The following is a 26,002-nucleotide window of genomic DNA, read 5'->3' on the forward strand; positions in this document are numbered from 1 at the left end:
ATCGCCGTCCTGCGTCGTCAGGTCGCCCGGCCGCGACCGAACTGAGTGTGCAGGCGGCGGTGGTCGAACCAGTCGAGGTACTCCAGCATCGCCAACTCGACGTCGTCCAGGCCCCTTCCAGGGGCCGTAGCGGCGGATCAGCTCCGTACGGTAGATCAGCTTCTGCGTGGTGCTCGATCAGTCGAAGGTGCGGCCGACACCGAACGACGACGGCCACAATGGGCGGGAGGCGCCCTCGTCGGCACCGTCACTCCGCATGCAATTGCAGTACTGAACCCTCGGGCTCGGCAACACCGCGACCCGGGAGATCGTGTTCGAATCCGCAGGCATCCCGGACGTCCCGGCCGAGCTGACCCCGGCGTTGGGGGCCGCCGATGTGTCGGATCCCGTCACGCTTTCCGCGAAGGTCGCCGAACCCGATGGCGGCCAGGTGACGGCGACGTTCTCCGCGGCTGAGATCCTCACTCCGAACCAGGTGTTCCAGGGGACGGCGTTGGTTGCGCTGGTGGACGGCTGCGCGCTCAGGTTCAGCGTGGAGGAGGTCCATGCTGAGGTCACCCGGCGAGCCTGGATACCGGCGCCCGCTGCGGTGCCGCAGGCGTTGGCCTTGTAGTTCGACAGGACCAGGTCGGCGTTGAGGATGTGCTTGCGGTTCATGCCGTTGAGGCCGAACTGCAGGTAGGTGCGGGCGGTCTTGGCGCCGGAGCCGAACTTGCCGGCGTGCAGCCAGGTCGCGCCGGTCTGCGAGTTGGGGTAGTCGGTGGACACGAACGTGTCGGTCTGCAGGGTGAGCTGCATCCACGGATCGACCGTGACTGGGAACTGCACGTTGGGGTCGGCCAGGAACGCGGCGTCGGGCTTAAGCATGAACACGGGGCCATCGGAGCCGTTGACGATCTCGGAGGCGACCTCGGCGCGCTTGCCCGCATCAGGGGACTGCTCGGCGGCGGCGTCCCACATCTGGGGAGCGGGCGCGGCGGCGATCACCTTGTTTGAGGAGTCGTCGGACAGCTGCAGGCCTCGGTCGGCGCGCTTGGCGAACTTCATGCCCGACAGCTCGATCGGCAGCTTAATCTCCATCGGGCCGGAAGGCCGCTCACGCAGGACCACGAAGTGCACGAAGCCACGGGCCTGTGCCTGCACGATGAGGTCCGCGCCAGGGGCGACGTTGCGCCACGTCATGGTGCTGCCGAAGACCTCAGGCTTGCCGAGCTGGCCGGCCCACTTCAGCCCGAAGCGGCGCTCCTTACGTTTGCGCTTGCCGTTGGCCTTCACCGTGGGTGTCGTCGGCGATAGAGGCGAAGGCCCCAGAGCCGTCGGCGCTGAAGTCGATGTCGGCGTCGGCGGCCTTGGGCACCAGCCGGTTGCCGGCCTGGACCAGAGTGGTGTCGACGCGCGTCCAACCCTCGCCGCGCCGCACGCGGATAGGGCCTGAGTTGATCTCTGTGGTGATGGTCCCATCAGGGTTCGCCCACGTTGTGGACTCCTCGGTACGTTCCGAGGTGATCTCCACACGCGAGTTCTGCAGCCGCGCCGAGAGCCCTGCCGACACCATGTCGGGGCGCTCGGTGACGACCTCCTGTTTTGGCTGAGTCGGAGCCTGGCGCAAGGCCATGAGGTTGCTTGCCGCTGTCGCTTCCGCCGTGGGTGCCGCGGATAGCGTGAGGGCCGCCACCAAGCCGGTGACGGTGACCCGCCGAAGTCTGCGCCTTGATATGGCAGCAGACAGACGAACGGGGAGGGGGGAGTGACCCACCAAGTCTCCCAATAGTAAAAAGCGGATAAAGACCGCCAAACGGTCCCGGTGCATGGAGGCTTGTCCGCGCCATGGCGGCCGTGGGGTGCGATCCCCAGCCAGGGCAGACCGTCACCGTCCATCGCGTCGTTGAACGCGCGCATGTCCCGCTGCATCTCCTCGCGCATCTCGACCAGGACGTGGGCGGTGAACACGGCGGCGTCGCGGCCCAAGCGCTTCCTCTCGGACGCATGCCAGGCACCTGTTCCCGGCATGATCGGGACGCGTGCACCATGCGCCCAGGACGCCTCCGGGCCGAACCTCTGGCTGTCCAACCGGAAACCGTTCCAGAGGAGACAATCATGGCGGCAGCGGAACTGCTCGTCGACCTCGGCCCCTGCGACGACAACGCCCACCTGTACATCAACGGGCGCCAGGTCGTCAGCACGACGCTCGGTGAGACCCGGCGCTTCCAGCGCGATCTGCCTGACGGCGACTACAACTTCCGGCTCGTGGTCACCAACGACGGCGCCTGGGCCTGGCGGGCGCAGCTTCGGCTCATCATCAACGGCACCACCCTGGCCGACATCACCGAAGTCGGTGGCAGCGGCCTGTTCACCGGTCAGGTCTACAGCGGCGAGTGGCAGTGCCGCATCGTGGACGGCAAGCTCACCGAGTTCGACTGATGAGCGTTCGACCGATGCGAGGTCACCCCATGAGCACAGCCATTGGCTGGACGGGTGCGGGGCGGGCCGGCGCGGCGGCGGTCCTGCTGGGAACCGGCCTGTGCTGGGCCGCAGCGGCGATCATCGGCCCAGCGTGGAGCCAGCCCGAGTCGCCGCACTGGGCCGCCGCCCATCCCACTCGCGCGGGGCTGGCCCTCACCTTCGACATCCTGTCCATCCCGCTCCTGATCGGGACCATGCTGGTGTGGCTGCTGCTGGCCCGCCCGGGCGCGCCGCGGCTGGCGTGGAGCGGGGCGGCGCTGCTCACGGGCGCGGCGGCCGGGCAGGGCATCGTGGAGGGCGTCGAGCTGGCCGGGTACCTGATCGCGCAGAGCGATAGAATCGACCCCTTGGCCTATTCCGACGTGCTCGGTTCGGGATCGGGGCTGCCGATGGTTGTGTTCGAGGTCCTGTTCATGGGCGGCGCGTCTCTCGGGCTGCTGCTCATGATGATCGCGCTGTGGCGGTCGCGGGCCGTGCCGCGGGTGGCCTGCGCCCTGCTGGTGGTGCTTCAGGCCGCCGAGTTCCTGGGGCCGCCGTTGCCATATGTGCTGGGCACCGGCGCGGTGCTGGCCTGGATGGCGGCGTCGGTGCTGCGCCGCCCGGTCACGACATGAGCGGGGCCGTCTCCCGGGCGATCGCCACCTGGCTCGCCGTGGCGGTGGCGGTGGAGACGGCCTTGTCCGGGCTGCTGTTCTGGCGCAGCGGGCTGCCGCTGGCGGAGCTGGTCGACGGCAACGGCCTGACCGCGATGCTGGCCGGGCTGTCCACTGGGGCTGTCGGCGCGTTCGTCGTGCGGCGGACGCCGGGCAACGCCCTGGGCTGGGTGTTCGTCGGCTGTGGCCAGTCGGAGGCGCTGGCATCGATCGGCTGGTCCTATCACGTGGCCGAGCCTGGCTCGCCGCTCGACGGGGTGGCTGCGTGGGTGGGGGCGTACGCGTGGATGCCCGGGTTTTTGATGTTCGCCGGGCTGGTGACTGTGCTGTATCCCGACGGGCGTCCGGTGTGGCGCCCCCTGGCGTGGGCATCGGGCTTGTGCTGCGCGATCGCGACACTGACGGCGTTCACGCTGCAAGGGCCGATGGCCGGCATAGGGCCACGCGCGGTCAACCCGCTCGCCCCCGGCGGCGGCTGGGAGCAGATCGGCGAGGGCGTCACCCTGGCGTTCTTCTACGCCACGGTCGTCTGCGGGCTGGCCGGCGGGGTGCTGCTGGTGGTGCGGACGTTACGGGCCACGGGCGTGCAGCGGCGCCGGCTCGCCTGGTTCTTCCCGTCGGTGGCCTTGGCGATCGTTGCGGCGCTGCTGCCCGGCGGCACGCTGCCCAACCTGCTGTCGGCGGTCTTCTTCCCTATCGGGCTGGGGGTGGCCATGGTGCGGCACCGGCTGTTCGACGGGGACCGGCTGCTCAACCGCACGCTCGTTTACACGGCGCTGACGTTGCTGGTGGCGGGGGTGTTCGGGCTGGGGGTCGGGCTGGCCTCGGCGGCGCTCGGCGGGCCCGGCGTGGGCGCTGTGCTCGCGGCCGTGGTGATCGCGCTGGGACTGTCGCCCGCCCGCACCGCCGTGCAGCAGGTCGTGGACCGGCTGCTGTACGGGGCGCGGCGCGATCCGTACCAGGCGCTCACGGATCTGGGCCAGCGGCTGTCGGCCGCCATCGCGCCCGAGGAGGTGCTGCCCATCATCGTCCGCACCGTCGCGGGCGCGCTGCGCCAGCCGTACGTCGCCGTCCGCCTGGTCGGCGAGTCCGCGCCCGCGGCCGCCTTCGGCACTGCGGGAGCCGCGGCCGTGGACGTGCCGCTGCGGCACGCGGGCGAGGACGTGGGCGTGCTCACCCTCGGCCAGCCGGTCGTCGATCCCGGCGACGAGCGGCTCCTGCTCGACTTCGCCCAGCGCGCCGGCACCGCCGCGCACGCCGTGCGGCTCACCCACGAGCTGCGCCGCTCGCGCGACAACCTGCTCATCGCCCGCGAGGAGGAGCGCCACCGCATCAGCCGCGACCTGCACGACGGGCTCGGCCCGGCGCTGGCCGGCGTGGCGCTCGGGCTGGATGCCGCCCGCCGTTCGGCCTCCTCCGAGCAGGCGGCCGAGTTGCTGACCCGGCTGGAGCGCGAGGTGAAGGACGGGCTGGAGAACGTCAAGCGACTCGTGTCCGACCTGCGGCCGACCCTTCTGGAACAGTGCGGCCTGGTCGAGGCGCTGCGGCGGCACTGCGAGATGATCTCGGCGCGCGGGCTGCTGCAGGCGGTACTGGAGATCGGAGAGCTGCCGCCGCTGCCGCCGGACGTCGAGGTGGCCGCCTGCCGGATCGCGCTGGAAGCACTGACCAATGCCACCCGCCACGCCAGGGCCACCCGCTGCACAGTGCGTGTCAGCGCTACTGGCGCGGCGCTGCACCTGTCCGTGCGCGACGACGGCACCGGCATCCCGCCCGACCTGGTGGTGGCCCGCGGCCTCGGCCTGGCATCCATGCGCGAGCGGGCCGCCGAGCTCGGCGGCGAGTGCTTGATCAGCGATGCGCCCGGCGGCGGCACCCTGGTCTCGGCGGCTCTGCTCCTGACGAGGCCCGCAGCGGGGCCCGCATGTTCCCCCGCGAGGCTTCCATGACGATCCGTGTGCTGATCGCCGACGACCACCCCATGTTCCGGTACGGCCTGCGTGCCGGGCTGGCCGACCTCGACGACATCGCCATCGTCGGCGAGAGCGCCGACGGCCGCACCGTGGTATCCGACGCGATCGAGACCAGCGCCGAGGTCGTCCTCATGGACCTGCACATGCCCGGCCTGCACGGCGTGCAGGCCACCCGCGAGTTGACCGCGGCCGCGCCCGACGTGGCGGTACTGGTGCTGACCATGTATGACGACGACGATTCGCTGTTCGCCGCGATGCGGGCGGGCGCACGCGGCTACCTGGTCAAGGGGGCGGACCGGGACCAGATCGTGCGGGCGATCCGGGCCGTGGTGGCGGGCGACGTGGTGTTCGGACGCCAGATCGCGGGGCGGGCGCTGGCGCACTTCCACGCCGCCGCCGCGCCGCGCCCCTTCCCGGAGCTGACGGACCGGGAGGTAGAGGTGCTTGAGCTGGTGGCACGAGGGCTGTCGAACACCGAGATCGCGCGGCGGCTGTTCGTCAGCGACAAGACCGTACGCAACCACGTCTCCAACATCTTCGCCAAGCTGCGGGTCGGTGACCGCACCCAGGCTGCGCTCCGCGCCCGGGAGGCGGGCCTCGGCGGCACCGGCGAGGCCGCATCCGAACACTGACGCGCCTGGTGAGACATAAATAGCCCTCGATGAGGCGCTAAAAGGGGGAGAGCATGGATTGGGGTACATGGCTGGCTGTGGCAGTATTCGTCCTCGTCTTTCTGGGGGCCAAGAAACTGTCAGATGTCCTGATGGCCAGATCGGAGGCGACCCACGACCACCAGCGGTGGAAGAAGACCGCGCTGGTGATGGCATCGATTGCTGCCGGCCTGCTCGTCAGCTTCCTTGTCGCGAGCCTTGTGGAGGCACTCAAGGACACGTTGGGGCCATAGGCGCCGCCGCGGAGACCGACCATCGTCGTCTCATCGATCAGGCTGCTGCCGCCACTACACCCGAGGCGTTCGAGCTTGGTCAGAGGTCTTCGACGTAGCCGACGGCGATGTCGTCGGGTTGGGATTGGGTTCGGCCCGTTCCGGGCGGGCGAGACCAGCCGCGCGCCCGGCCTGCTGCCCCGCACCCGGCTGGTGGACCTCAGCGGCGGCCGTTCCGTCCACGACAGCGACCCGGCTAGGTTCTCCATGATCTTCCGAGAATCTTGGAACCTGGACGAGGAAGCAAGGCGAGGGTGGACGGGGCGCGTGACCGGATCGCCGGACATGTGCGTCACCTTCGTAGCACGGTCAGGGCACGCGAGACGTATGGGCTGGTACACGGCGAACTCGGACCAGATCACGTACTCATCACGCCCGCGGGCGAACCCGTCATGATCGATTTCGAGGGCCTGACATACTTTGACATCGAGTGGGAACACGCCTGGCTGCAGATGCGCTTCGGCTACGCATACCCAGTGCTGCGTCCGGTCGATCTCGACCCCCACCGGTTAGAGCTCTACCGCTACGCGCAGGTGCTGTCGCTGATCGAGGGCCCGCTACGGATCGCGGACACCGACTTCCCCGATCGGCAATGGATGCTGAAACTAGCCGAGTGGAACATCACCAAGGCGCTCGCCGTCGTCTGACGGCTCGGCTCTGGGGAGAGGCCAGAACAGCCGCACGAACCAGCCAGACCAGCAAACGCCCAGCTCGGCACCTCACTGCGGAAGAGCTACACCCTAAAGCTTTCGTCGGTGTAGGCCAGAAGCACGGGGCTGAGCATACGGATAGCCCGATGAGTCGTCGACTCCCTGTGATCTGCCGATCCAGTCTCTGCCCGATGTCACGGCCGTGATCGAGTCTGCTCCGGGCGGGTGAAGAACCCGGGGACCGAACGTGGGGCGGCCATGTCCAGCACGAGTAGTGCGAGTCCGGACTGCCGGGCTCGGCGACGTACACGCACATCTGACCGACAGGATGCTGGAGTCTCACCAGCCTCCCGAAACTCGAAGGGTTTTCCAAGACAGGCATAGGAAGTTGAGGAAGGATAGTGCCGGAGTTCCCTCCTTTGCCCAACGATGGAACATGACGAGGGTGTTCATGCCAAAGAAGCGTTCAGCTAGACAGCGCGGAAAAGCTCACGAGCAGGCACGGTACGAGGCAAGGAAACTCGCGCGCGAAGAAGGGCTGCGTGAACAACACGCGCGTCTGGTGGCAGAACGAAATGATGATCCCCGATTCGTCCAGCGGAGACAGACCGAGGATGGCCGAACCGAAATCTCGTGGAACACCGAGACGGAATCAGGAAGACACATATCCGGTGCGCTACGGGAACAACTAGAACGCTTCCGCGAGAAGTTTGGTCGCGAGCCAGGTCCGCATGACCCGATCTTCTTCGACCCAGATGCCTCCGAGCCCACACCTTTGGATGAGGATCGGCACAAGGCCATCCTCACTGAAGCCGCCGCTGACGCCGCTGAGTCAGGCGTCGATCCTTCGTTCATCCTCGCGTACCGCGATCTGGGCTACATGGTGACCTTCGAGAACCAGCATCTGTTCTCTGCCACAGAGGTTCAGGCCTGGCAAGACGCCGTTCGTGCGCATCGGGGCGACGACGAAGGCACGGACGAGCCCGATCAGGATGAGCTTGACCTTGAGAGCTTCCGAACGGACCTGAAAGAGGGCCTGGAACACGTCATCGCCGCGGTCCTGACCGAGCGTGACGCTGCGCCGGCGATGAGGCTGATGCAGGCATTCCTCGACCACATCGAAGAAGACACCGACGGCCTACTGATTACAGGACTCTTCAGCACCCTGATGGGCTGGCTCGCCGGCGCTCGGGAACACGGCATCGAACCGGGCGAGGCCCGCCAAGCCCTTGACTGGATCCGCCAGCACCTCGGGGAAGCCCCGTACCAGGCGGCATTGGTGATCTCCGGCTTTATCGGCCACGCTGAGGCGCCTGACATCACCTTCAACGAAGCCCATGAGACGCTTGACGTAGCCTTCGTCCCAGCCATGATCTGCCTCGCGGCCGCGGTCGTACAGGTTAAATCCGCTGGAGATGCGTACTGGCTTCGGCAATTCGACCTGGGACACAGTTGACGAGCATGCACGACCTCAGACGATTCAGACTCGGCCGTTGACACTCCGCGTGACGTACCGAGTGACGGTGCAGGCATCCGGGGAAGCCCCGTCCCAGAAGCTCTCCGCCTTCCTCAGCCTCATGCAAATCACGGTGACCGAGTGCCGCGATGCCGTTGCCACAGTCTGATGCCCTAGAGGGAAGTCTCGGCCGAGTCCGCCCTTCGACAGCGTGCTCCCCCAGATGGCCCGTTTCTGCATCACTAGTTCCTGCTCTGGAGTGACAGAACAATGAAGCCATCCGCCGAGTCACCCATCAGTAGCCATGCCACTGGCCCTGCCCTCATCCGCCGCCTGACCGCACCACTACGCCGGGCAGGATGGCAGCAGGTGGACAGCTGGAACGACATCGATGACCAGGACCCGGACGCATCCGGTCAGGCGTCGATCGAAATGGAGCGCTCGGGCTTTCGTATCAGCCTGAGCTGGAACCCTCTGACTGGGGAACTGACCGTTGAGGACCCGACCGAAAACTGGGACTGGGGCTTGGATAGGCTGCTTCCTCCGCTGTGCCCGCTCGATGAAGCCTTGACCGTCCAACTCCCCGTCCACGCTTCCCAATCGCTGCAGTGCCGGACCGCACATCAAGCCTTCGCATCCGCCGGGCTGCTGGATGCCACCCTCCTGATCCTGCCGGAAGCGCACTCGTCATTGCATGTGAGCCTGATCGACCTGGTGCTTGCTGAGCAGGTGTGGAACATCATCGACGCCTACCGCGGTTCCAATGATGCGGCCGAGGCCCTGGCCTCTCTCGGCAAAGAGTTCAACTGGCGCATCTCTTCTGCCCTGCGTTCTTGGCCCTTCATCGTCCCAGCGGCCATCCCCGCTGTCGCCGCTCAGGGGATCGCTGAATGGTGCTGGCGCCGCGAGAGCGATGTGGAGGACTGGCACCACAAAGTTGATGATCTCACCATGGCGCGCGCCAACATGGCCGCCACACGCGCCGTCTTGCCCCACGTCCACCCTGAAGGCGTCGACTGGCCAGCCGTCCGCCTCACGCTCACCAGCACACAGCGTTGTCTTGCCGACGGGCGCCCGCTTCGTAGCCTGTTCGGCGAAGGCTGGCCCGAGATCATCACCTCCATCCACCGCGAGATCGACGTCTGGCAGCGAGCCGAGGACGCCTTGGGACCCAGCGCCATATTGCGCCTCCTCACCTGGCACGGCTCGCGCACTGAATCCATCGGCGACTGGTGGGGATCTGGATGGTATGAAACTGCGGTACGGCGAGCCGTATCCAACGCCGCCGCTCGCGACGTACTGCCAGCAGCTCTCTCCCAAACCTTCCGCAAACCCGAGGACCTTGCTGACATGATCGCCCACGGACCGGACCTGCTCGACGATGAACTCCTCAGGTGGACGATCCACGCCGTTCAAGACGAGCGCCGATACCATTGGCAAGAAGGCACAATGGCGCCCCCTGCCATCACCTTGCCCGATCGGGTTGCTGAGGAGCTCAGCGAAATCCTCCATGACGCGAACACTGAGACTTCATCATGACGCCGCCAACTCGTCAGCGGATAGCCAGCCTCTAATCGTCCTGCACCCGCCCACCAGTAACCCGAGACGAACGCCACCTGCCCTGGCAAGAACAGGCAAACCGCACCCTGCGCGCCCCCATCTCCGCACCAGACACGGAACCCATCCGAGAGCCCCGCATCAGAGAAGACCAAACATGCCGAAATCGGGGCAAATCAAACAGTCAAGAACACGTCAGGGCGCGCCGGACGCCGTTGAACCCCACACCGCGTGCTCGTTGCGTGCTCTTCGGCCATCGGCACCCACGAACACCGGCCGACATTTTCAGACATTTTAAATGCGACAAAATTCAGCAGAGTGGTACAATTGAATCTGTTGAAACATGGCCCGGCACTACTTTTAATCCGTAGGTTCCGGGTTCGAGCCCCGGGCGCCCTACCACTCCACACCCCATCTCACGGGAAGGGTGCGGCGGAAGGGCGGGCAGGCGTGCTATCCCCGGCGCGATTCCCGACTCGGCCACTCAGAGGTAAAGCCGGGCCCCATCGAGCCTGTATGTGTTCATCGTTTTGCCCCTTCTGTGACTGGGCGCCTCGTTGTGACCGGGCGACTGCTGGTCACCCGAACCCGCTAGGTAAAGGCAGACCCGGCAGAAGCTCATGGGAAGGGTGCGGCGGAAGTGTAGGCGAGGCGGTCCACTCCCGGCTTGATTGCAGGCCCGTCCAAGAGCTGGCAAAGGCGCGAGTGCGGCGTCCTGGCCCTGAGAGGGTGTTTTGAACTGTCAGTACGCCTGGTAGATGACCGGATTGACCCTGACGCAGGGGCAAGGTTGGACCCTTGAGGGCATGAACACCTCATTCGAAGTCCCGTTGGGGCAGCGCTACCAGGTCGGCGAACGGCGGCTCTTCCTGCACAGATCAGGCACCGGAGGCCCGGCGGTGGTGTTCCTGCCCGGGGCGAGCGCCCTGGGCCTGGACTACCTCAATGTGCACGACCGGATCAGCGCGTTCACCACCAGCGTGCTGTATGACCGGGCGGGCACCGGCTGGAGCGACCCGGCCGGCCTGCCGCGTCCTCTGGCCGAGGTCGCCTCCGAGTTGCGGCTGCTGCTCCAGGTAGCGGACGTGGCACCACCGTACGTCCTGGCAGCGCACTCGCTCGGCGGCGCGTACGCCCGGCGTTTCCTGCGGTTGTTCCCCGACGAGGTGGCCGGAGTGGTCTACCTGGACTCCTTCGCCCACGAGGAGTGGGACATCCACCACACTGACGAACGCCTGCGGCTCAAGCCGCAGCCGGTCCCCGGCACCCTGATGTTGCGCCTGGTCACGCTGCTGTCTCGCGGCCTGTACCGGAAGATGTTCGCCACTTGGCCGAGTGAGGTCCGTGATGCGCTCATCGCGCAGCACCTCACCGTCGAGGCGCAGCGGGCCGGTGCGCTCGAACGCAGCAATCAGCACCAGTGGGGTGAGGAGCTCAAGGCCGCCGGACCGGTGCCCGGCAAACCGGCGATCGTGCTCACCGCACCGGGCATCGACGCCGCCCTGAGATTCACGATGCCCAAACGGCTCCTGCAGGAGATGACCGAGGGCAAGATCCGCATGCACCGGGCAATGGCCGCGTCCGTCGCCGACGGTGAGCACCGGGTTCTCCCGGGAGCCAAGCACAGTACGATCGGCACCGACTGCCCGGACGAGGTCGTGCAGGCCATTTTCGACCTGTGGCGGCGTGTGCGCTGAACGGGGGGCGGCGTTGTTCACCAATGGGCTCACGATCGGCCAGCTGGCGGCGCATGCGGGCGTCACCGTTCGCGCCGTCCGCCACTACCACCAGCTCGGCTTGCTGCCAGAGCCCGAGCGTGACGTCTCCGGATACCGGCGCTACCAAGCCCAGGCTGTGGTGGATTTGATCCGGATCAAAACCCTCGCCGACACCGGCGTGCCGCTCGCCCGCATCGACCAGGTGCTCCAGGCGGGGGAAGAGCAGTTCGCCGCGGCCATCGATGAGATCGACCGCGCGGTGGCAGCCAGGATCAAAGAGTTGCGGCGGCACCGCGCCCGGTTGGCCAAGCTGGTCGTTGGGGATCGGCTGTTCCTGCCGCCCGAGGTGATCGAGATCCTCCAGCGGCAGCGTGCGCTGGGCTTCAGCGAGCGCCTGATCCTGGTAGAACGCGACTCCTGGATCATGGTGGCCGCGCTGGCCCCGCAGTCGATTCCCCAATGGGTGGCCACCGAGAACGCCGCCCTCGACGACCCCGAGTTCGTCCAGCTCTACCTGGCGTGTGACCAGGCGATGGACTGGGCGCCCAATGACCCACGCCTGGGTGAGCTCGCCGACGCGATCGTCGCCTGGGACGCTCGCCACCCCCGCGACAACGATCTCGCCGAGAGCACGGCCGCCCTGCTGAGCTCGAACACCGTCGAGTCCTCGCCCGCTTGGGCGCGCGTGCAGCAACTGGTGGCCGCCAGAATGGCTTGACCTTGACGCTGCGTCAGGGGTCCAGCATCGAGGCCATGAAGAAGACCATGATCGCGGCTGGCCTGGCCGCCATGACGCTGGCCGCCACCCAGGCCCCCGTGGCCGCCGCCACCTACGACCGAGCAACACTGCAGGAAGATGTGGACGCCATCCACGCCATGAAGGTTCCCGGAGTCCTCGCCGCCGCGCACACCGGCCGGGGATCGCTGATTGCTCGCAGCGGCCTGGCGGACCTGACCGCCGAGCGCCCGGTCCCGTACGGCGGCTATTTCCGGATGGGCAGCACCAGCAAGACCTTCACCGCCACCGTGGTGCTCCAGCTCGTCGGCGAGGGGCGGCTCTCGCTGGACGACACGGTCGAGAAGTGGCTGCCCGGCGTGGTCCAGGGAAACGGCAACGACGGCTCCAAGATCACCGTACGGCATCTGCTGCAGCAGACCAGCGGCCTGGCCGAGTACGTCCTCGACCTGCCGGGCTGGACCACGAAGGACTATCGAGAGCACCGGTACGACTCCTACACGCCGGAACAACTCGTGGCCATCGCCATGCGGCACAAGCCCAGTTGGCTGCCAGGATCAGGCGAGCAGCGCTGGGGCTACTCCAACACCAACTACGTCCTGGCGGGGATGATCATCAAGAAGGTCACCGGCCGCGCATGGTCCCAGGAGGTCCGGGACCGGATCATCCGCCCCCTCGGCCTGCGCCACACCTTCTCCCCCGGCACGAATCCGCACCTGCCGAAACCGCACGCCAGCGGCTACACCGAGTTCCCCGACAGCACCGAGCCGGTGAACACCACCGACCTCAACGTCACCTTCGCCGGGGCCGCAGGCGACCTGATCACCACGGCCTCGGATCTCACACGCTTCTGGAAAGCGCTGCTGGGTGGCAAGCTCCTCAAACCGGCGCAACTCACCGCCATGAAGCAGACAGTCCCCGCGCCCGGCTGGAACCACATCTACCCCGGCGCACGCTACGGCCTGGGAATCGCGCAATTCCAGTCGAGCTGCGGCAGCACGTACTGGGGACACCCAGGCAACGCCCCGGGCTATGCCACCCGCAGTTTCTTCACCGAGGACGGCCGTCGCGGAATGGTGGTGTTCATGACGCTCTTCATCCCCAACGGACGCGCGATCCAGGTGGACAAGCGCGTCAACGAAGGCGTCGACCACCTGATGTGCGACACCAGGTAACGGAATCCGGCGCGAGCCGCGTTCGGAACGGGGAACGACAGGGGGGCGCTGACCAGCGGGAACACGCCCAGTCCGTCAGCGTCTCCAGCAGGCCCTCGGTCAGGGGCAGCAGATTGTGTTAGCGGTCATGCCGCCTGTGGCGACACATTGCGCGCACGATCCCACGACTGTGCGTTCTTCCTGGTCAAACGCCTTGTCATTAGCGTGATCGAGGCCCACGTCAGGTGGGCCTCGGAGTGCTGCGGGAGCCGCTCGTAGTCGATCACGTTGCGCCGGGCGTTCTTCATCCACCCGATCGACCTCTCGACGGTCCACCGCCGGGCCAGTACCTTGAACCCAGTCTGGCCCGGCAGCTTCGTCACAATCTTCAGGGTGAGGCGCAGGAACCGCCGGGCCCATTCCACCAGCGTCCCGGCATAGGCGCCGTCGCCCCAGACCAGAGTGAGCTGCGGGTGCAGCATCCTCAACCGGGCCAGCAGCTCCCGAGCGGCGTCACGGTCGGGCTGTCCGGCCGGGGTGACCATCACGCCCAGCAGCAGCCCCTTCGTATCAACGACCAGGTGACGCTTCCTCCCCTGCACCCTCTTGCCCGCGTCATACGAGCGCGAAGATCCCGTCACCGTGGCCGCAGCCCGCACCGACTGGGAATCAATGATCGCTCCTCATCGTCACGGATGGAGGCCAGCGTACTGTGGATGTAGTAGGGGACCCCCGCTCGGCGGCGCTGAGCCGGCCAGCGGGAGGCCACCCAGCGATGGGTCTCCAGCGTCTTCCCCGGGATGGCCAGGTCGTCGGCGAACAGCTGCAGCGATTCCAAGACGCCGAACAGCGCCTCGCCCTGGTTCGGGTGCGCGCCGCCGTGTGGCTGCATCGGTTCGATCTCCAGCGCCAGATCGCCGAGCTCGAATTGGGAACGGGTCTGGAACTCGACCAGCTCCCGGCCGCGGGTGACGATCTGGTCGTAACGTTCCTGGGTGACGTGCCCGATCATGGTGGGCATGGTCCGCTCTCCCCTTGCGCGAGACGTACGGGACAACGGCGGGATGCGGACCACCAACACATGGCATGCGCTTGATCGCGCGACGTGACAATCCCTGGCAGACAAGGTCTTTTCAGCTCTACTCGGAGTGCAATCCAAGATCACTTAAGGGGATCGAAAACGCCCTCTGAGGGGTCGGGTTATGTGTGAACTCGGCAGGTCACGGGCGAGGGGTCCCCGATCGAGCGCCGAGGACCCCGCTGGATGCGTGGCTGCAGTATCGTGCTGGAAATCGAACTCGTTCTTTTTGGCACCGTCGATGAAGGCGGCCCTGTAGCGAGTCAAAACTCGCATGTACGGTCTGAGCTGGGGTTCCTCTGCCTGGCTTATTCGGCTCGACGGTACTCGTTGATCGCGCCGCCGAGTACCACGCGCCCTGAGCTGGCGGGCGGCTTGGACTACCCGGCCGACCCGCTGGCTGCCTTCCCCGCCCACCGCAGCGAGATCCGCATCGGCTACGCCCGCGTCTCCACCACCGGGCAAAACCTCGACCGGCAAATCGACGCCCTGACCGCGGCCGGATGCCGCCGCATCTTCGCCGACAAGAAGTCCGGTAAGAACGCGCTGCGGCCCGAGCTGAAGGCCTGCCACGCCTTCCTGCAGCGCGGCGACACCCTCGTCGTCCCCGAGCTGGCCCGCTACGGCCGCTCCCTGCACGACCTCATCACTACGGTCGCCGACCTGCGCCGGCGCGAGATCGGCTTCACCAGCCTGCACGAACGCCTGGACACCACCACACCCGGCGGCCGGCTGGTCTTCCACGTCTTCGCCGCGCTGGCCGAGTTCATTCGCGAACTCATCGTGGATGGCACCCGCGAGGGCCTGGCCGCCGCCCGGCAGCGCGGCCGCGTCGGCGGTCGGCCCACCGTCGTCGACGCCGGCCTGCTGCGCGCCACCCGTGACCTGCTCCCCAATCCCGAGCATTCGATCACCTCGATCGCCAAGCTGCTCGGCGTCAGCGTCGGCACCCTCTACAACCACATCCCCGACCTGCAGCAGCTGCGCGCCAGCCGCACCAGTGACACGGGAGCCGTCGGCGAGCTCGCCCTTCCAGGAGCGACCTCGTGACCGCCTGGCTGGGGCCGGACGACGTCCCCGAGCACCGCCGCGCCGCGCTGTTGCACCGGCTGGCCCTGGTGGCCGAGACCGACGATCCCGCGGCCCTGGCCGCGCTGATGGCCGAGCGGGCCGCCCAGCCGTGCCGGGTGCCCACCGGCCCGATGCCGACCGAGGCTCCCATCGCCGTACTCGGCGATGACGACCGCTACCACCTGCTGCTGGGCGCGCGATACCTATGCGCCGAATCGTGGAGGAGGCGCAAGAAGCCGCCACCGCCCGCCGTACCGCACGAACAGTGGTGCAAGTGGTGGAGCGCCGACGGGCACAGCTATCGGACCAACCCGCCCGTGGGCACCGCGGTGAGGGCTGGCACCTACGGCGATCGGAGCGTCCGCTGGAGCGTGCTCCCCACCGGCGCCGAGGCCGACCCGGCTGTGGTGCGACGGCGCGAGCGGTGCCCCGTCTGCCAAGACGACCGCCGCTGGCCTGCCTTTCAAGGGCCTGTCCTGGGACCGATCATCAAGACCTTGATCGAGGCCCTGGGCCCTGCCTGCCACCTGTGCCGAAGCACCGTCGGCGTGTTCGTCGACCACAACCCCGACAATCGCCAAGTCCGCGGGCTGGCCTGCCGACACTGCAACACCTGGCTGGAGACCTGCCCCCACGCCTGCGGCTGCGCATGGGCCGACTACCTCAACCACCCGCCCGCCGCACACCTCGATCTGCTGTATCCACGGGCCGCCATCAGCCGAAGGCGCACCACGCGCTGAGCAGCATCGCTCAACTGCGTGGCGCGTACATGATCACCGCGACGCCGGCCAGGCAGATTAGCGAGCCGATAACGTCCCAGCGATCGGGCCGGAATCCATCGACGACCATGCCCCACGCCAGCGAGCCGGCGACAAACACCCCGCCATAGGCGGCGAGGATCCGGCCGAAGTTCGCATCCGGCTGCAATGTCGCGACAAACCCGTACAGACCCAGCGCGATGACACCGGCACCAACCCAGAGCAGCCCACGCTGCTCGCGGACGCCTTGCCAGACCAGCCATGCCCCGCCGATCTCCGCGAGGGCGGCCAGGGCGAACAGAAACAGCGAGCGAGCGATCGTCATGGCTGGTAGTACAGCGCACCCCGGCGACCGCCTGGCGGCCGCCTCACCGCCGCGGGTGTTGCGGCGTGGCGGATGCTCAGCATCCGCAGCCTGTTCCGCCACAGCCGCAGCCTCCCGCCGCGGCCGCCGCGCGCGAGGCGCGGCGGCGATGCAGCCACCATCAGCGCCCGAGCCCGCTTTTGTCAGTGGCCGCGAAAAGAAGCAGGCGGATCGTCCGACCGGCCCTATCCGGTCGAGGCCTGACCTCGCTCGGCTACGTCCGCACGAGGAACGCGTGAACCGCGCGGCGTGACGGAATATCCTCTCGTGGCCTGCGGGCACTTCTGCTTAGGTTACGGCCAGGCAGGGCGGGATCTTGCTGGCCGGGAGGCCGGTGAGTCCGGCTGTCCAAGGTCTGTGTCCGCGCTCGCCTGGCCGAACTTCCCCCACGTCGAACGGAGAAGAACATGCCGCTGTTCCGCCGCGCCAAGGATTCCAGCCCGCCGGCCGGGGTCGCGCCGCCCACTGCCGCCGGAGGCGGACCCGCATACTCAACGGAGGCCTCCATCGCTCTCCGTGATGCGTACCTCGCGCGCTCCGTTTATCCGGTGCCCAGCACTCACGCGCAGGCTGCATGCTGCTCGACGCCTGGTGGACGGCGGGTGAACAACACGGCCTGGCCCGCGTCCACTCGCCGTGGCGTTCAGACCTCGCCTCGATCGTGGTCGACGTCCTCGCTGCGCGTTACTGCGAGTCGCCCGATGTGAAGGCGTCTGACCAGCTGGTCTCCTTGTTAAGGAACGATCTGGTCAAGGCTCTCGGCCAGCTCGGAGTGGCCGCCGAACTGACGCCCAACGGCCCCATCCGCGTGCCCCAGTTGCGTGAGAGTGCGGGCGCCGGTGGCGACGGACATGACGATCTCCTCGTCAGGCTCGACGCCGAGTACGGATGGTATGTCGGCATCGACGGCGACCACCAATCGGATGGGGGCATCCTCGCGCCGGTCTCTCAGAACGCTGTCGCTGAAGTCGCCGAGCTGGTCCGGGGCATGGCCGTCCGGCTCGCCAACGAGCGCTGACGGGAATGACGAAGCGCCCGCCCCGGGCTCGGGGCAGGCGTCGGCGCTGCCGCGGGCGGCTCGGGCAGCGCATGGACCAGTCGGATCAGCGTGTCTCGGCATCGGCAGGCCGACATGCCGAGACACGCTGATCCGGCGCGGCCGGCCAGCGCCAGCCCGATCGCGGCCAAGCGGTCGGTCAGCCCGGCCGTGCGCCGCGCGAACGGCGCGGTCAGGCCGGGTATCTGCTCGGCGAACGTCGCCGCACCACATCCAGAATCATCGCAGCGGAACCGTCGGACGCCGACGTCGATTCGCACCGGGCGACCGGAGATCGGCAGGTCGGTCAGCCTCCGGCGATAGCCGCCATGCGTCCTGGCCGAGACCGTGCCGCACCTCGGACACGTAGCCGTACGCATCGCCGAGCCGACCGTGAACACGACCGCGCCTTCCTCGACCTGCACTGACTCCACGCGGGCTGATGCAAGGTGCGGCAGCAGTAACTCAAGCCCCTGCTCTATGCACGCGAACCAGCATCATCAACCCGTACACCTCGACGCAGGAACAACACGAACCTGGCCGACACCGCAACAAGATCAGCGCCGAGCCCACGATCCTGTCGTCCAACACCCGGATGATGCTCCGATGCCGATCGAACCGATCTCATGGATTGCACGTCTCAACGATGTGAAGCGCCTGGACGTACTCGGCACCGCTCTGGCCGCGATCGCGATAGCTGTGGCAGCCGTACTGATCGCGCACTCGGCAAGCGGGGCACCGCCCGTGGCGGCATCGTGCCCACAGCGTTGGGGTGGCCACGCACCAGGCGGTTGGGTGCCCGCCGTCGCAGACCTCGACGGCGCTGAGGAAGTGCTCGTTCCCGGCGAGCCGGTCGCGGCGATGATCTGTGCCTACCCCGGAGGCAACGCGAGCCCTGGCGGGGAGGCACTCGCCGGGTCGCGGAGCCTGACGAGCGGAGTGGTGGCAATGGCTCACGACCTGAGTTATCTGCCGGCAGCCGTATCTTTCCGCGGCGGGCCCTGCACGCTGGTGGGCGGAAGGATGACGAACTACCTCATCCGGTTCGCCTACTCCGACGGCCAAGCGCTCTGGGTGGGCAGTGCTGAAGAGGTCAACAGGTGCGTCACGACTACAAACGGTGCCATTGGCAGCCGCTCCTACATCGGGCCGAGCCTCACCGCGGCTTACCGGAGCGGAACGTGGCGCCTCACACGGCCCTCCGACCCCTGCCAAGTCCGCCTCGGCCGCCGCGGCCAAGACGAGCAGATGGTGCCCGGCAACCCGACCACGGTCGTGATATGCCGACTCGGTTCCTCCAGCGGGCCACCGCCTCGAGTGGAGCACGACGCAACGACGGCCTACTCCCTGGCCGCGCTGCTGAACTCGGTGGACACCCGGCCATCCGAGCACATGTGCCAGAACATCGCAGGTACCGACGACAGCAAGTTTCACCTGCTGTTCCACTATGCCGACGGGCCGCTGGCGAATGTCACCATCCTGACCGGATGCACCCCCGCCATCGACAACGAACTACTCCAAGCAGAACTGGACAGCCGCATCCACGAGCTGCTGACGCGCCTGGGCCCGTCGGCGGCGCCGAGCGCACCAAGACGATAGGGGCACCCTCGACGCCCTACCGAGCGACGGTGAGTCGGCGACGGCGGCCGCCGACGACCCGTGGAAAGCCGACGCGACCCCGCGCTGACATCAAGTCCGCGCATCCACTGACATCTACTGGCTCTGGCTCACTCTCGATGATCAGCTACTCAGGGTGAGCTTGGCGCGAGGGCCCTGGTGCTGCTTCCGTATCGCGATCTTGCAACGGGCCTCACATGGAGATGGCCGCTCGTCAAAGATCTGGTGTGTCGAGCACCTGATCATCAACGAGCGGCCGTGGGGTTCATTGTGCTGCATGCGCCAGCAGGTGAGAACGCCTGCTGCCTTCGTTTGTTATGCCCCGCTTTGCGGGAGATGGACGTCCTCAAGGTGGAGACCCTCGATGACACCATGCTGATCGCGGCGCGCACCGTGGTGAGTGAGGTCCCGTGCCCGGAGTGTGGGCTGCTTTCGACGCGGGTGCACAGCCGGTATCGCCGGACCGTGTGGGATCTGGCGACGGGCGGGCGACCGGTCAAGGTCGAGTTGGAGGTGCGCCGCTTCTTCTGCGGCGAGCCCTCTTGCGATAGAGAGATCTTCGCCGAGCAGGTCGGCGGGCTGACCCAGCGGCGCGCCCGTCGCAGCAACGCCTTACGCGCCCTTCTCACCTCGATCGCGATAGCACTGGCCGGGCGAGCTGGCGCCCGCATGGCAGGCCTGGCCGGCGCGCCGGTCAGCAGATCCACGCTGCTACGGATACTGCGGGCGCTGCCCGATCCCGAGATTGGGCAGGTCACAGTGTTGGGCGTCGATGACTTCGCCAAAAAGCGGGCCGGGCTGACACTCGCTCACAGCAGTGGGGCCGTCGAAGGGACCGTCAACAAGATCAAATTCTTGAAGCGGCAGATGTTCGGCCGCGCAAACTTCGACCTTCTACGGGCCCGCGTCCTCCGCTACTCCTGACACCCTGCACGTTCTGTCACCGAGATCATCGAGAGTGAGCCAGAGCCCATCTACTCCGCGCTCAACACCCTGATCGTCGGCGGAATGGTCGCCGGCCCGTTATTCACCGTCGCCTGGCTCATCGAGGGCGCGCTGACCGAAGGCTACGACCCCCTGCGGCATCTCATCAGCACGCTCGTGCTCGGCGAGCTCGGCTGACTGCAGATCGCCACCTTCCTCATCTCCGGCTTACTCATCGTCGGCTTCGCGATCGGCCTGTGGCGCGGGTTGCGGCCGGTGGGTGCGCTGTGGGGGCCCCTGATGATCGCCGTGAGCGGCGTCGGCCTGCTCGGCGCGGGCGCCTTCGCGACGGATCCGGCCAACGGCTTCCCTCCGGGCACCCCGCTCATTCCTCTCCAGCGCACGACGGGAGGAATCCTCCACGACCTCTTCGGCGCCACCTTCATCTTCGATATCCCCATCGCCGCCATCGTCTTCGCGTGGACCCTTGCGTTCGTTGTCGTAGCCGTTCTCACTTTCCAGCAGGGCGCGGGCATCGTCGGCCGTCTGCAGCAGCCCGGGGACCACCAGAGGCTGCCAGGTGCGCAGGGACAGGACCTGTTCCTCTTCCTGGAGCCAGGGCGCGAACCAGGTCGGGGCGGTGTCGCGGTGGTGTGACAGCGACGCCCACAGCTCACGCAGGCCGGACCCGAGGGCTTTCTCGCACTCGGTGAGGAACTGTTTGTCACGCGGGTGTCGGCGGCTGCCGACATCCGCCCGATCGCTGCGTTCAGGCGGACGCGATGATGACTCTGGCGAGCATGTCGGCCATGGCCTCGGCTCCCGCGTCGTTGGGATGGATGTGATCGCCAGAGTCGTAGGCGGGCCGCAGGACAGCCGGCGCGGCTGGGTCATGCAGCGTGCGATCCAGGTCTGCGACGGTGTCGCAGTGGGCGCGGATCCACTCGTTGACGCGCTGGCGTGTCCGTTCCCCCTCGGAGGTGTCGAATCCGGGGCTGACGCCGTCGGCTCCGCCGAAGGGGGACACGGTCGCGACGATCGTCGTCAGTCCCGCTCGCCCGGCTTGGTCGGTGATCGAGGTCAGCCCGGCGATGAGCTCGCCCGCAGACACCGTGGGCAGGCCCAGCATGCCCGGCATGCCGATGTCATTGATGCCGAGCTGCACGACGACGTGTGTCACTCCCGGCGCGGCGAGCACGTCGCGCTCGAAGCGGGCGATGCCACGTTCGCCGAAGACGTCACTGAGCAGCCTGTTGCCGGCAATGCCGAGGTTGAGCACGAAGGTGTCGTCGAGCTTGCCGGCCAAGAGGTCGGGATAGCGGTGGTGGGCGCCGTGGGCGGTGCCCACCCCGTCGGTAAGTGAGTCGCCGAAGGCCGCGACCACCTGGCGTCCTTCGGGAGCCTCGATGTCGATGCCGCTCAGGTAGAAGCGGGGTTCCACCTCTTCGGCGCCCGTCAGGTGCGTCCGGGAGACGGCGTCCCCGGCCACCACGTAGCCGGTCTGCAGTGCGAAGGGATGGTAGGTGGCCAGCCCGGCATCTGAGGCGTGATAGGTGCTGACCACCAGGTCGGTCTCGCCTGCTGTGGCAAAGTCGACGGGATCGCTCACGGCTTCGGCGCCGGCCTCGATCGTCACCTGCGCTGTCCCCGCGAAGGTGACCGCGATGTCGGTGCCAGGGATGATCGAGGATCGGGTGTCGTGCGCGGCCACGTGGCTGCGGGCGATGGTGAGGGGTTGCTTGCCGTACTGATTGCTGAGCCGTACCCGCAGACGATCACCGGCCCCGCGCACACGCACGATCTGACGGAGCGTCTGATCGCGGAAGGTACGTGAGGGGTAGATGAGCGTCATCGGCTCATGCGCGCTGACCGGGGCGGATCTGAAGGCCGCCGTCCATGTGGTGGTCATGTGTTCAGCCCTCCAGGCAGCTCAGCAGGTGGCGGGTGAGGTCGCCGAGCCGCGCGGCGGCCTCTGGGGAGAACGACGGGTGGTCCAGGCTGATCGGCTTGGTCTGCATGAAGGCGCTGAGCGGGGCCGCGGGCGGGTCGTCGAGGAGGGCGATGATGGGTTTGACGCCTTCGGCGACCGGCGCGCCGTACCTCTTGAGCGACTTGACGTGGGCGGCGGTGGCGGCGTCGTACTCGCCGCGGAACGCGGTGGACACCGGCCCGGGGTTGATCAGGACATATCGGGTACGGCTGGCCGCCCGTTCGGCGGTGAAGGCGGTGCCGAGCAGGTCGTTGGCGCGCCCGGCCTGCATCTGGGCCGCCACCCCGTCGTATCCGCGCTCGAGCATCGGGTCGTCCCAGTGGATGCGGCCGATCGGGACGCCGGGTCCTGACACGTTGACGATGACCCCGGGATCGGTCAGGCCGTGGCTGAGCAGGTGGCGGCTCAGGTACTCCAGTGCGAAGGTGGCCTCGAATCCCTCGGCGGTGACGAACCGGGCGGAGCGGAAGTACCGGGCGCACAGCACGAGTGCGTCGACGGCCGGGTAGGCGGCGTTGATCTCGTCGATGACGCGCCGGTTCTCGCTGACCAGGCTCAGGTCGGCCGCGATGAGATGGGCGCCGGGGAGGGCTTTGTCCTGGTCGCGTCCGACGATGACGACGGCGTCGCCGCGGCGCAGGTAGGTGCGGGCGAGCTCTCTGCCCATCCCGTCGGTGCCACCGGTGATCACGAGGGTCTTCACAGGGATGCCTTTCCGGTCAGAGCGGGTTCACGCGGGGGCAGGAGCGGGATGACGGCGAGAATGATCGCGATCATGGCGAGGGCGAGCCAGAAGATGCCGTGGAAGCCGGTGATCGGGTCACCTGCGATCTGCAAGACGAGCGTGACCAGGGCGACGCCCAGTGCGGCGCCGAGCTGGTTGAGCATGTAAAGGACCGAACTGCCCTGTGCCACCAGCGGGCCGGGCAGGCTGCGGTAGAGCGACCCCATGGTCGGAGCGCTGAAGCAGCCCATGCCGAGCCCGATCGCCAGCGCGGCCAGCACCGGCCAGACCTCGGCGGTGCCGGCGCCGATGCGGGTGAAGGCCAGCGCGCTGAGCCCGGCCAGGATCGCGCCCGCCGTGGCCAGGCCGCGGGCGCCGAGCCGGTCCGACAGCCGTCCGGCCAGCGGCATGGCGATCGCCCCGCCCAGGCCCGCGGGAGCCATCAGCAGCCCGGCGGCCAGCACGCCGTGCCCGTGTGCCTGCTGGTAGTACAGCGGCAGGGCGAACAGTGTGGCGAAGTTGGCCAGGCCGCCGAGCCCCATGATGGTGACGCTGGCGACGAAGCCGCGGCTGGCGAACAGCCTGGGCTCGATCAGGGGCGGCGTGCTGCTGGTCCGCAGCGCGTGCACGGCATAGCCGGCGATCAGTGCCGCGCCAGCGATCAGCGGGAGGGCGACCTGCCCGCCCTGCTCGGCCGATTGCGACAGGGCCAGCACCAGAGCCGCGAAACCTGGCGCGAGCAGGGCCAGGCCCAGGACGTCCAGCCGGGTCCGCACATGGTCCGTAGGCGCCTCGTCGGGCACCACACGTCTCGCGAGCAGGTAGGCGAGCATGCCGACGGGCACGCTGAGCAGGAACATCCAGCGCCAGTTCAGGGCGTTCACTACGGCGCCGCCCGCGACCGGCCCGAGGACGGGCCCCAGCGACAGCACCACTCCCATCAACCCCATCACCCGTCCGGCGTGTCGTGGTCCTGCGGCGCGGGCCAGCAGAATCAGCACCAGCGGGTCCAGGATCCCGGCGCCGACGCCCTGGAGGGCCCGGAAGGCGATCAGGCTGCCGACGTTCCACGCCAGCCCCGCTGCCAGCGAGCCCGCCATGAACACCACCAGGCCCGCCAGCCAGAGCCGTTTGCCGCCGAACCTGTCGACCGCCCAAGTGGTGAACGGGATGGTGGCGGTGACGGCGAGCAGAAATCCTGTCGAGGCCCAGCCGACGGAGCTGAGCGAGGTGTCGAAGGCGGCGGCCAGGGTGTCAGTGGCCACGGCCGCCATCGTGCTGTTGAGGATGCCCAGCAGTCCGCCGAGCAGGATCACGGCGATCATCGCCAGGAGCCGGGGATCCAAACGATCGTCCATTGAACTCACGGGTTCAACATAGTTATCCGATGCGTATGCATGCAACTTGCTAGTCCACTGCAGTGAACCCGTTGGTATAGTCGGTCCATGACCACATCGCGCGGACGGATCGACAAGCGGCAGGCGATCCTGCGGGGCGCGTTCGCCGTGTTCGCCCGGCAGGGCTACGCCCAAGCCTGCGTCCAGGAGATCGCCGACGAGGCGGGTGTGGCCAAGCCGACGGTCTACAACCACCTCACCGACAAGGCCACCCTGTTCAGGCACGCCGTCCAGGACGCGGCGCAGGCCGCCCTGCAGCAGCGCCTGGCCGCGCTGGAGCCGCTCGTCGAACCGGGCGACAACCTGCGCGCCACCCTCGAGGGCGTCGGCCACGAGCTGCTGCGCCTGCACTGCGACGAGCACTCCTGCGCGCTGCGACGGCTCCTCTACTCAGAGATCATCCGCTTCCCCGACGTCCTCGACGTCGTCACCGAGTCCGGTCCGCACCGGCTCACCCAGGCGCTGGCCGACCGGCTGGCCCGCCTCATCCTGGCCGGCCGCCTGCGCGCCACCGACCCCGAGCTGGCGGCCGAGCAGCTACTCGCCCTGCTCGTCGGCCCCTTGGAGGCGCGCTCCCGCATGGGCACCCGTCTCCTCGGCGACGATGAGCTGCGGGAGGTGGCCCGGGTCGCCGTCGGCACCTTCCTCCAGGCTTACGCCCCCTCTGACCGGCAAACCCTCGCCTCCTAGAGGCGCAGGGCTGTGACCCGACTCGACTGGTGCCGTCCCATATTCGCCCTGCTCGTATTCCTCTCGGGCAGGTCACCGCTGGCTGGTCCTCCGGGCCGCTCGGAGTGCGGCGTAAGTGTTCCAGTCGTTGGCGAGGGCCGATGCCCGTGCAGCGGCGAAGCCGGGGTTGCAGCCGACGAGGTCGGCGAGGACCGGCGCGGGGATCTCGCGCAGGAGTTCGTTGAAGGCCGCGACGCGACTGTTGCGGGTGATGCCCAGGTCGCGAAGCCGGTCTCGGAGCCGGTTGACGGTGATCGGGCGGCCCGGGCGCTGGCCGCGCCCTCCTGCTGGAGGACGTCGACCTGGGCAATCGCCGGCTCACCATCGCCGGACGCACACGGCCGATCGACGAGTTCACCCACCAGATCCTGCTCGAATGGCTGGACCACCGCCGCACCCGCTGGCCCAACACCGCCAACCTGCACCTGCTCATCAACCAGATGAGCGCCCACGGAACGGGCCCGGTCAGCACCATCCACTTCGCCAAGACACGATTGCGAGGCCAGGCCGCGACCCCTCCGCCCACTGGGGCGGCGGGGCCGCACCACACCCGCGTGACAGATGTCGCCGCGAGCACTGTGAAGGGCACACCCTGCCCGGAGACATCACCTGGTCAGAGGAACCAGACCGGGTGATCGAAGCCCGCCCGCCAGGGTGACGGTCAGATCTCGTCGTCTTCGGCGCCGTCCGGATCGCGCAGGTCGCGGATGGTGCCGGAGGCCAGATCGGGAAGCAAGAAGTTGTAGGCGCCGTGCACGCCGAGGTGCCGGCTGACGAAAGGCGATAGACGGGCCATGTCGTCCTCGCGGACTGGGTAGCCCTGCGCCTTGAGCTGCCGGACGGCCGCATCCAGGTAGCCGGTCGTCCATAGAACGACGCAATTCAGGACAAGCCCGAGGACGCCGAGCTGGTTCTCCAGCCCGCGTTCATAGCGGTGGTAGAGCTCGCCCATCTTGCCGTGGCAGATCTTGCGTGCCAGGGCGTGGCGGCCCTCCTGCGGTTGCGGATGTG

The 26,002-nt window shown here is 67.9% G+C and carries 27 protein-coding genes and 3 pseudogenes; 19 read left to right on the top strand and 11 right to left on the bottom strand.

What is annotated here, in order from left to right; genetic code table 11:
• Nucleotides 1–177 precede the first annotated feature (177 nt).
• Both AC3EO4_RS53655 and AC3EO4_RS53660 read right to left on the bottom strand, forming a co-directional pair.
• On the bottom strand, nucleotides 178–1,275 hold the full coding sequence (locus AC3EO4_RS53655) for a DNRLRE domain-containing protein (protein WP_431904232.1): 1,098 nt from the start codon (nucleotides 1,273–1,275) through the stop codon (nucleotides 178–180).
• The gene (locus AC3EO4_RS53660) at nucleotides 1,247–1,678 is read right to left on the bottom strand and encodes a hypothetical protein (RefSeq protein WP_431904234.1); all 432 of its coding nucleotides are present in this window, start codon (nucleotides 1,676–1,678) and stop codon (nucleotides 1,247–1,249) included. Before AC3EO4_RS53660 ends, AC3EO4_RS53655 begins: the two co-directional genes overlap by 29 nt.
• 419 nt (nucleotides 1,679–2,097) lie before the next feature.
• Between AC3EO4_RS53660 and AC3EO4_RS53665 the strand changes: the two genes are divergently transcribed.
• From AC3EO4_RS53665 to AC3EO4_RS53715, 11 genes are all read left to right on the top strand, one after another.
• A complete protein-coding gene (locus AC3EO4_RS53665) occupies nucleotides 2,098–2,421 on the top strand; it encodes a hypothetical protein (protein ID WP_379582204.1) in 324 nt (107 codons plus the stop codon).
• Between the two features lie 29 nt (nucleotides 2,422–2,450).
• On the top strand, nucleotides 2,451–3,077 hold the full coding sequence (locus tag AC3EO4_RS53670; RefSeq protein ID WP_431904237.1) for a hypothetical protein: 627 nt from the start codon (nucleotides 2,451–2,453) through the stop codon (nucleotides 3,075–3,077).
• The gene (locus AC3EO4_RS53675; protein WP_431904239.1) at nucleotides 3,074–5,065 is read left to right on the top strand and encodes a sensor histidine kinase; all 1,992 of its coding nucleotides are present in this window, start codon (nucleotides 3,074–3,076) and stop codon (nucleotides 5,063–5,065) included. The genes AC3EO4_RS53670 and AC3EO4_RS53675 overlap by 4 nt, the downstream gene beginning before the upstream one ends.
• Nucleotides 5,062–5,721, top strand: a complete 660-nt coding sequence (locus tag AC3EO4_RS53680; protein WP_431904242.1) for a response regulator — start codon at nucleotides 5,062–5,064, stop codon at nucleotides 5,719–5,721. The genes AC3EO4_RS53675 and AC3EO4_RS53680 overlap by 4 nt, the downstream gene beginning before the upstream one ends.
• A gap of 77 nt (nucleotides 5,722–5,798) precedes the next feature.
• Complete coding sequence (locus AC3EO4_RS53685) at nucleotides 5,799–5,993, top strand: hypothetical protein (protein WP_431904244.1); 195 nt, start codon at nucleotides 5,799–5,801, stop codon at nucleotides 5,991–5,993.
• Between the two features lie 293 nt (nucleotides 5,994–6,286).
• A complete protein-coding gene (locus tag AC3EO4_RS53690) occupies nucleotides 6,287–6,679 on the top strand; it encodes a phosphotransferase (RefSeq protein WP_431904246.1) in 393 nt (130 codons plus the stop codon).
• 439 nt (nucleotides 6,680–7,118) lie between these two features.
• A complete protein-coding gene (locus AC3EO4_RS53695) occupies nucleotides 7,119–8,138 on the top strand; it encodes a hypothetical protein (protein WP_431904248.1) in 1,020 nt (339 codons plus the stop codon).
• Nucleotides 8,139–8,507: 369 nt separating this feature from the next.
• Complete coding sequence (locus tag AC3EO4_RS53700) at nucleotides 8,508–9,677, top strand: hypothetical protein (RefSeq protein ID WP_431904251.1); 1,170 nt, start codon at nucleotides 8,508–8,510, stop codon at nucleotides 9,675–9,677.
• 824 nt (nucleotides 9,678–10,501) lie between these two features.
• The gene (locus AC3EO4_RS53705; RefSeq protein WP_431904253.1) at nucleotides 10,502–11,392 is read left to right on the top strand and encodes an alpha/beta hydrolase; all 891 of its coding nucleotides are present in this window, start codon (nucleotides 10,502–10,504) and stop codon (nucleotides 11,390–11,392) included.
• Between the two features lie 13 nt (nucleotides 11,393–11,405).
• Complete coding sequence (locus AC3EO4_RS53710; protein ID WP_431904256.1) at nucleotides 11,406–12,131, top strand: MerR family transcriptional regulator; 726 nt, start codon at nucleotides 11,406–11,408, stop codon at nucleotides 12,129–12,131.
• Between the two features lie 35 nt (nucleotides 12,132–12,166).
• Nucleotides 12,167–13,324, top strand: a complete 1,158-nt coding sequence (locus tag AC3EO4_RS53715; RefSeq protein WP_431904258.1) for a serine hydrolase domain-containing protein — start codon at nucleotides 12,167–12,169, stop codon at nucleotides 13,322–13,324.
• A gap of 155 nt (nucleotides 13,325–13,479) precedes the next feature.
• Here AC3EO4_RS53715 and AC3EO4_RS53720 read toward each other — a convergent pair.
• Both AC3EO4_RS53720 and AC3EO4_RS53725 read right to left on the bottom strand, forming a co-directional pair.
• Nucleotides 13,480–13,980 (bottom strand): annotated as a pseudogene (locus AC3EO4_RS53720) (transposase); the annotation flags it as partial.
• Complete coding sequence (locus AC3EO4_RS53725) at nucleotides 13,941–14,315, bottom strand: hypothetical protein (protein ID WP_431904261.1); 375 nt, start codon at nucleotides 14,313–14,315, stop codon at nucleotides 13,941–13,943. The pseudogene AC3EO4_RS53720 and the gene AC3EO4_RS53725, both read right to left, overlap by 40 nt.
• A 441-nt stretch (nucleotides 14,316–14,756) precedes the next feature.
• Here AC3EO4_RS53725 and AC3EO4_RS53730 point away from each other — a divergent pair, with 441 nt between their 5' ends.
• Together AC3EO4_RS53730 and AC3EO4_RS53735 are read left to right on the top strand one after the other, a co-directional pair.
• A complete protein-coding gene (locus AC3EO4_RS53730) occupies nucleotides 14,757–15,431 on the top strand; it encodes a recombinase family protein (protein ID WP_431904264.1) in 675 nt (224 codons plus the stop codon).
• The gene (locus tag AC3EO4_RS53735) at nucleotides 15,428–16,192 is read left to right on the top strand and encodes a hypothetical protein (RefSeq protein WP_431904267.1); all 765 of its coding nucleotides are present in this window, start codon (nucleotides 15,428–15,430) and stop codon (nucleotides 16,190–16,192) included. The genes AC3EO4_RS53730 and AC3EO4_RS53735 overlap by 4 nt, the downstream gene beginning before the upstream one ends.
• Before the next feature lie 10 nt (nucleotides 16,193–16,202).
• On the opposite strand, the gene AC3EO4_RS53740 is transcribed toward AC3EO4_RS53735, so the two are convergent.
• On the bottom strand, nucleotides 16,203–16,535 hold the full coding sequence (locus tag AC3EO4_RS53740) for a YnfA family protein (protein WP_431904269.1): 333 nt from the start codon (nucleotides 16,533–16,535) through the stop codon (nucleotides 16,203–16,205).
• A gap of 613 nt (nucleotides 16,536–17,148) precedes the next feature.
• On the opposite strand from AC3EO4_RS53740, the gene AC3EO4_RS53745 reads away from it, so the two are divergent.
• Nucleotides 17,149–17,592 (top strand): hypothetical protein, encoded by a 444-nt coding sequence (locus AC3EO4_RS53745; protein WP_431904270.1) that lies wholly within the window; start codon nucleotides 17,149–17,151, stop codon nucleotides 17,590–17,592.
• Here AC3EO4_RS53745 and AC3EO4_RS53750 read toward each other — a convergent pair.
• Complete coding sequence (locus AC3EO4_RS53750) at nucleotides 17,523–17,990, bottom strand: transposase family protein (RefSeq protein WP_431904291.1); 468 nt, start codon at nucleotides 17,988–17,990, stop codon at nucleotides 17,523–17,525. The two genes, AC3EO4_RS53745 and AC3EO4_RS53750, sit on opposite strands and share 70 nt — an antisense overlap.
• A gap of 226 nt (nucleotides 17,991–18,216) precedes the next feature.
• Between AC3EO4_RS53750 and AC3EO4_RS53755 the strand changes: the two genes are divergently transcribed.
• From AC3EO4_RS53755 to AC3EO4_RS53770, 4 genes and pseudogenes are all read left to right on the top strand, one after another.
• A complete protein-coding gene (locus AC3EO4_RS53755; RefSeq protein WP_431904273.1) occupies nucleotides 18,217–19,209 on the top strand; it encodes a hypothetical protein in 993 nt (330 codons plus the stop codon).
• 390 nt (nucleotides 19,210–19,599) lie between these two features.
• Nucleotides 19,600–19,752, top strand: a pseudogene (locus tag AC3EO4_RS53760) (transposase family protein); the annotation flags it as partial.
• A gap of 483 nt (nucleotides 19,753–20,235) precedes the next feature.
• On the top strand, nucleotides 20,236–20,349 hold the full coding sequence (locus AC3EO4_RS53765; RefSeq protein WP_431904279.1) for a DUF998 domain-containing protein: 114 nt from the start codon (nucleotides 20,236–20,238) through the stop codon (nucleotides 20,347–20,349).
• A gap of 6 nt (nucleotides 20,350–20,355) precedes the next feature.
• Nucleotides 20,356–20,808, top strand: coding sequence for a DUF998 domain-containing protein (locus AC3EO4_RS53770; RefSeq protein ID WP_431904294.1), 453 nt, complete (start codon nucleotides 20,356–20,358; stop codon nucleotides 20,806–20,808).
• Here the strand turns inward: AC3EO4_RS53770 and AC3EO4_RS53775 are convergent.
• From AC3EO4_RS53775 to AC3EO4_RS53790, 4 genes and pseudogenes are all read right to left on the bottom strand, one after another.
• Nucleotides 20,704–21,027: pseudogene (locus AC3EO4_RS53775) on the bottom strand (hypothetical protein); the annotation flags it as partial. The gene AC3EO4_RS53770 and the pseudogene AC3EO4_RS53775 sit on opposite strands and share 105 nt — an antisense overlap.
• A complete protein-coding gene (locus AC3EO4_RS53780) occupies nucleotides 20,921–22,060 on the bottom strand; it encodes a GDSL-type esterase/lipase family protein (RefSeq protein ID WP_431904281.1) in 1,140 nt (379 codons plus the stop codon). The gene AC3EO4_RS53780 and the pseudogene AC3EO4_RS53775, both read right to left, overlap by 107 nt.
• A 4-nt stretch (nucleotides 22,061–22,064) precedes the next feature.
• Nucleotides 22,065–22,844, bottom strand: coding sequence for an SDR family NAD(P)-dependent oxidoreductase (locus AC3EO4_RS53785; protein ID WP_431904284.1), 780 nt, complete (start codon nucleotides 22,842–22,844; stop codon nucleotides 22,065–22,067).
• On the bottom strand, nucleotides 22,841–24,211 hold the full coding sequence (locus AC3EO4_RS53790) for a DHA2 family efflux MFS transporter permease subunit (RefSeq protein WP_431904286.1): 1,371 nt from the start codon (nucleotides 24,209–24,211) through the stop codon (nucleotides 22,841–22,843). The genes AC3EO4_RS53785 and AC3EO4_RS53790 overlap by 4 nt, the downstream gene beginning before the upstream one ends.
• Nucleotides 24,212–24,310: 99 nt before the next feature.
• Between AC3EO4_RS53790 and AC3EO4_RS53795 the strand changes: the two genes are divergently transcribed.
• A complete protein-coding gene (locus AC3EO4_RS53795; RefSeq protein WP_431904288.1) occupies nucleotides 24,311–24,952 on the top strand; it encodes a TetR/AcrR family transcriptional regulator in 642 nt (213 codons plus the stop codon).
• A 700-nt stretch (nucleotides 24,953–25,652) separates the two neighbouring features.
• Here the strand turns inward: AC3EO4_RS53795 and AC3EO4_RS53800 are convergent.
• The coding region (locus tag AC3EO4_RS53800) for a Tn3 family transposase (protein WP_431904289.1) at nucleotides 25,653–26,002 on the bottom strand (350 nt) is incomplete at its 5' end.

Source organism: Nonomuraea sp. bgisy101 (assembly GCF_057708945.1).

Bases quoted from the DNA above. Each gene is read 5' to 3' on its own strand.
- AC3EO4_RS53665 (WP_379582204.1), top strand. From the start codon at position 2,098: ATGGCGGCAGCGGAACTGCTCGTCGACCTCGGCCCCTGCGACGACAAC.
- AC3EO4_RS53670 (WP_431904237.1), top strand. From the start codon at position 2,451: ATGAGCACAGCCATTGGCTGGACGGGTGCGGGGCGGGCCGGCGCGGCG.
- AC3EO4_RS53675 (WP_431904239.1), top strand. From the start codon at position 3,074: ATGAGCGGGGCCGTCTCCCGGGCGATCGCCACCTGGCTCGCCGTGGCG.
- AC3EO4_RS53680 (WP_431904242.1), top strand. From the start codon at position 5,062: ATGACGATCCGTGTGCTGATCGCCGACGACCACCCCATGTTCCGGTAC.
- AC3EO4_RS53695 (WP_431904248.1), top strand. From the start codon at position 7,119: ATGACGAGGGTGTTCATGCCAAAGAAGCGTTCAGCTAGACAGCGCGGA.
- AC3EO4_RS53705 (WP_431904253.1), top strand. From the start codon at position 10,502: ATGAACACCTCATTCGAAGTCCCGTTGGGGCAGCGCTACCAGGTCGGC.
- AC3EO4_RS53715 (WP_431904258.1), top strand. From the start codon at position 12,167: ATGAAGAAGACCATGATCGCGGCTGGCCTGGCCGCCATGACGCTGGCC.
- AC3EO4_RS53725 (WP_431904261.1), bottom strand. From the start codon at position 14,315: ATGATCGGGCACGTCACCCAGGAACGTTACGACCAGATCGTCACCCGC.
- AC3EO4_RS53740 (WP_431904269.1), bottom strand. From the start codon at position 16,535: ATGACGATCGCTCGCTCGCTGTTTCTGTTCGCCCTGGCCGCCCTCGCG.
- AC3EO4_RS53745 (WP_431904270.1), top strand. From the start codon at position 17,149: ATGCTGCTCGACGCCTGGTGGACGGCGGGTGAACAACACGGCCTGGCC.
- AC3EO4_RS53750 (WP_431904291.1), bottom strand. From the start codon at position 17,990: ATGCGTACGGCTACGTGTCCGAGGTGCGGCACGGTCTCGGCCAGGACG.
- AC3EO4_RS53755 (WP_431904273.1), top strand. From the start codon at position 18,217: ATGCCGATCGAACCGATCTCATGGATTGCACGTCTCAACGATGTGAAG.
- AC3EO4_RS53765 (WP_431904279.1), top strand. From the start codon at position 20,236: ATGGTCGCCGGCCCGTTATTCACCGTCGCCTGGCTCATCGAGGGCGCG.
- AC3EO4_RS53780 (WP_431904281.1), bottom strand. From the start codon at position 22,060: ATGACCACCACATGGACGGCGGCCTTCAGATCCGCCCCGGTCAGCGCG.
- AC3EO4_RS53795 (WP_431904288.1), top strand. From the start codon at position 24,311: ATGACCACATCGCGCGGACGGATCGACAAGCGGCAGGCGATCCTGCGG.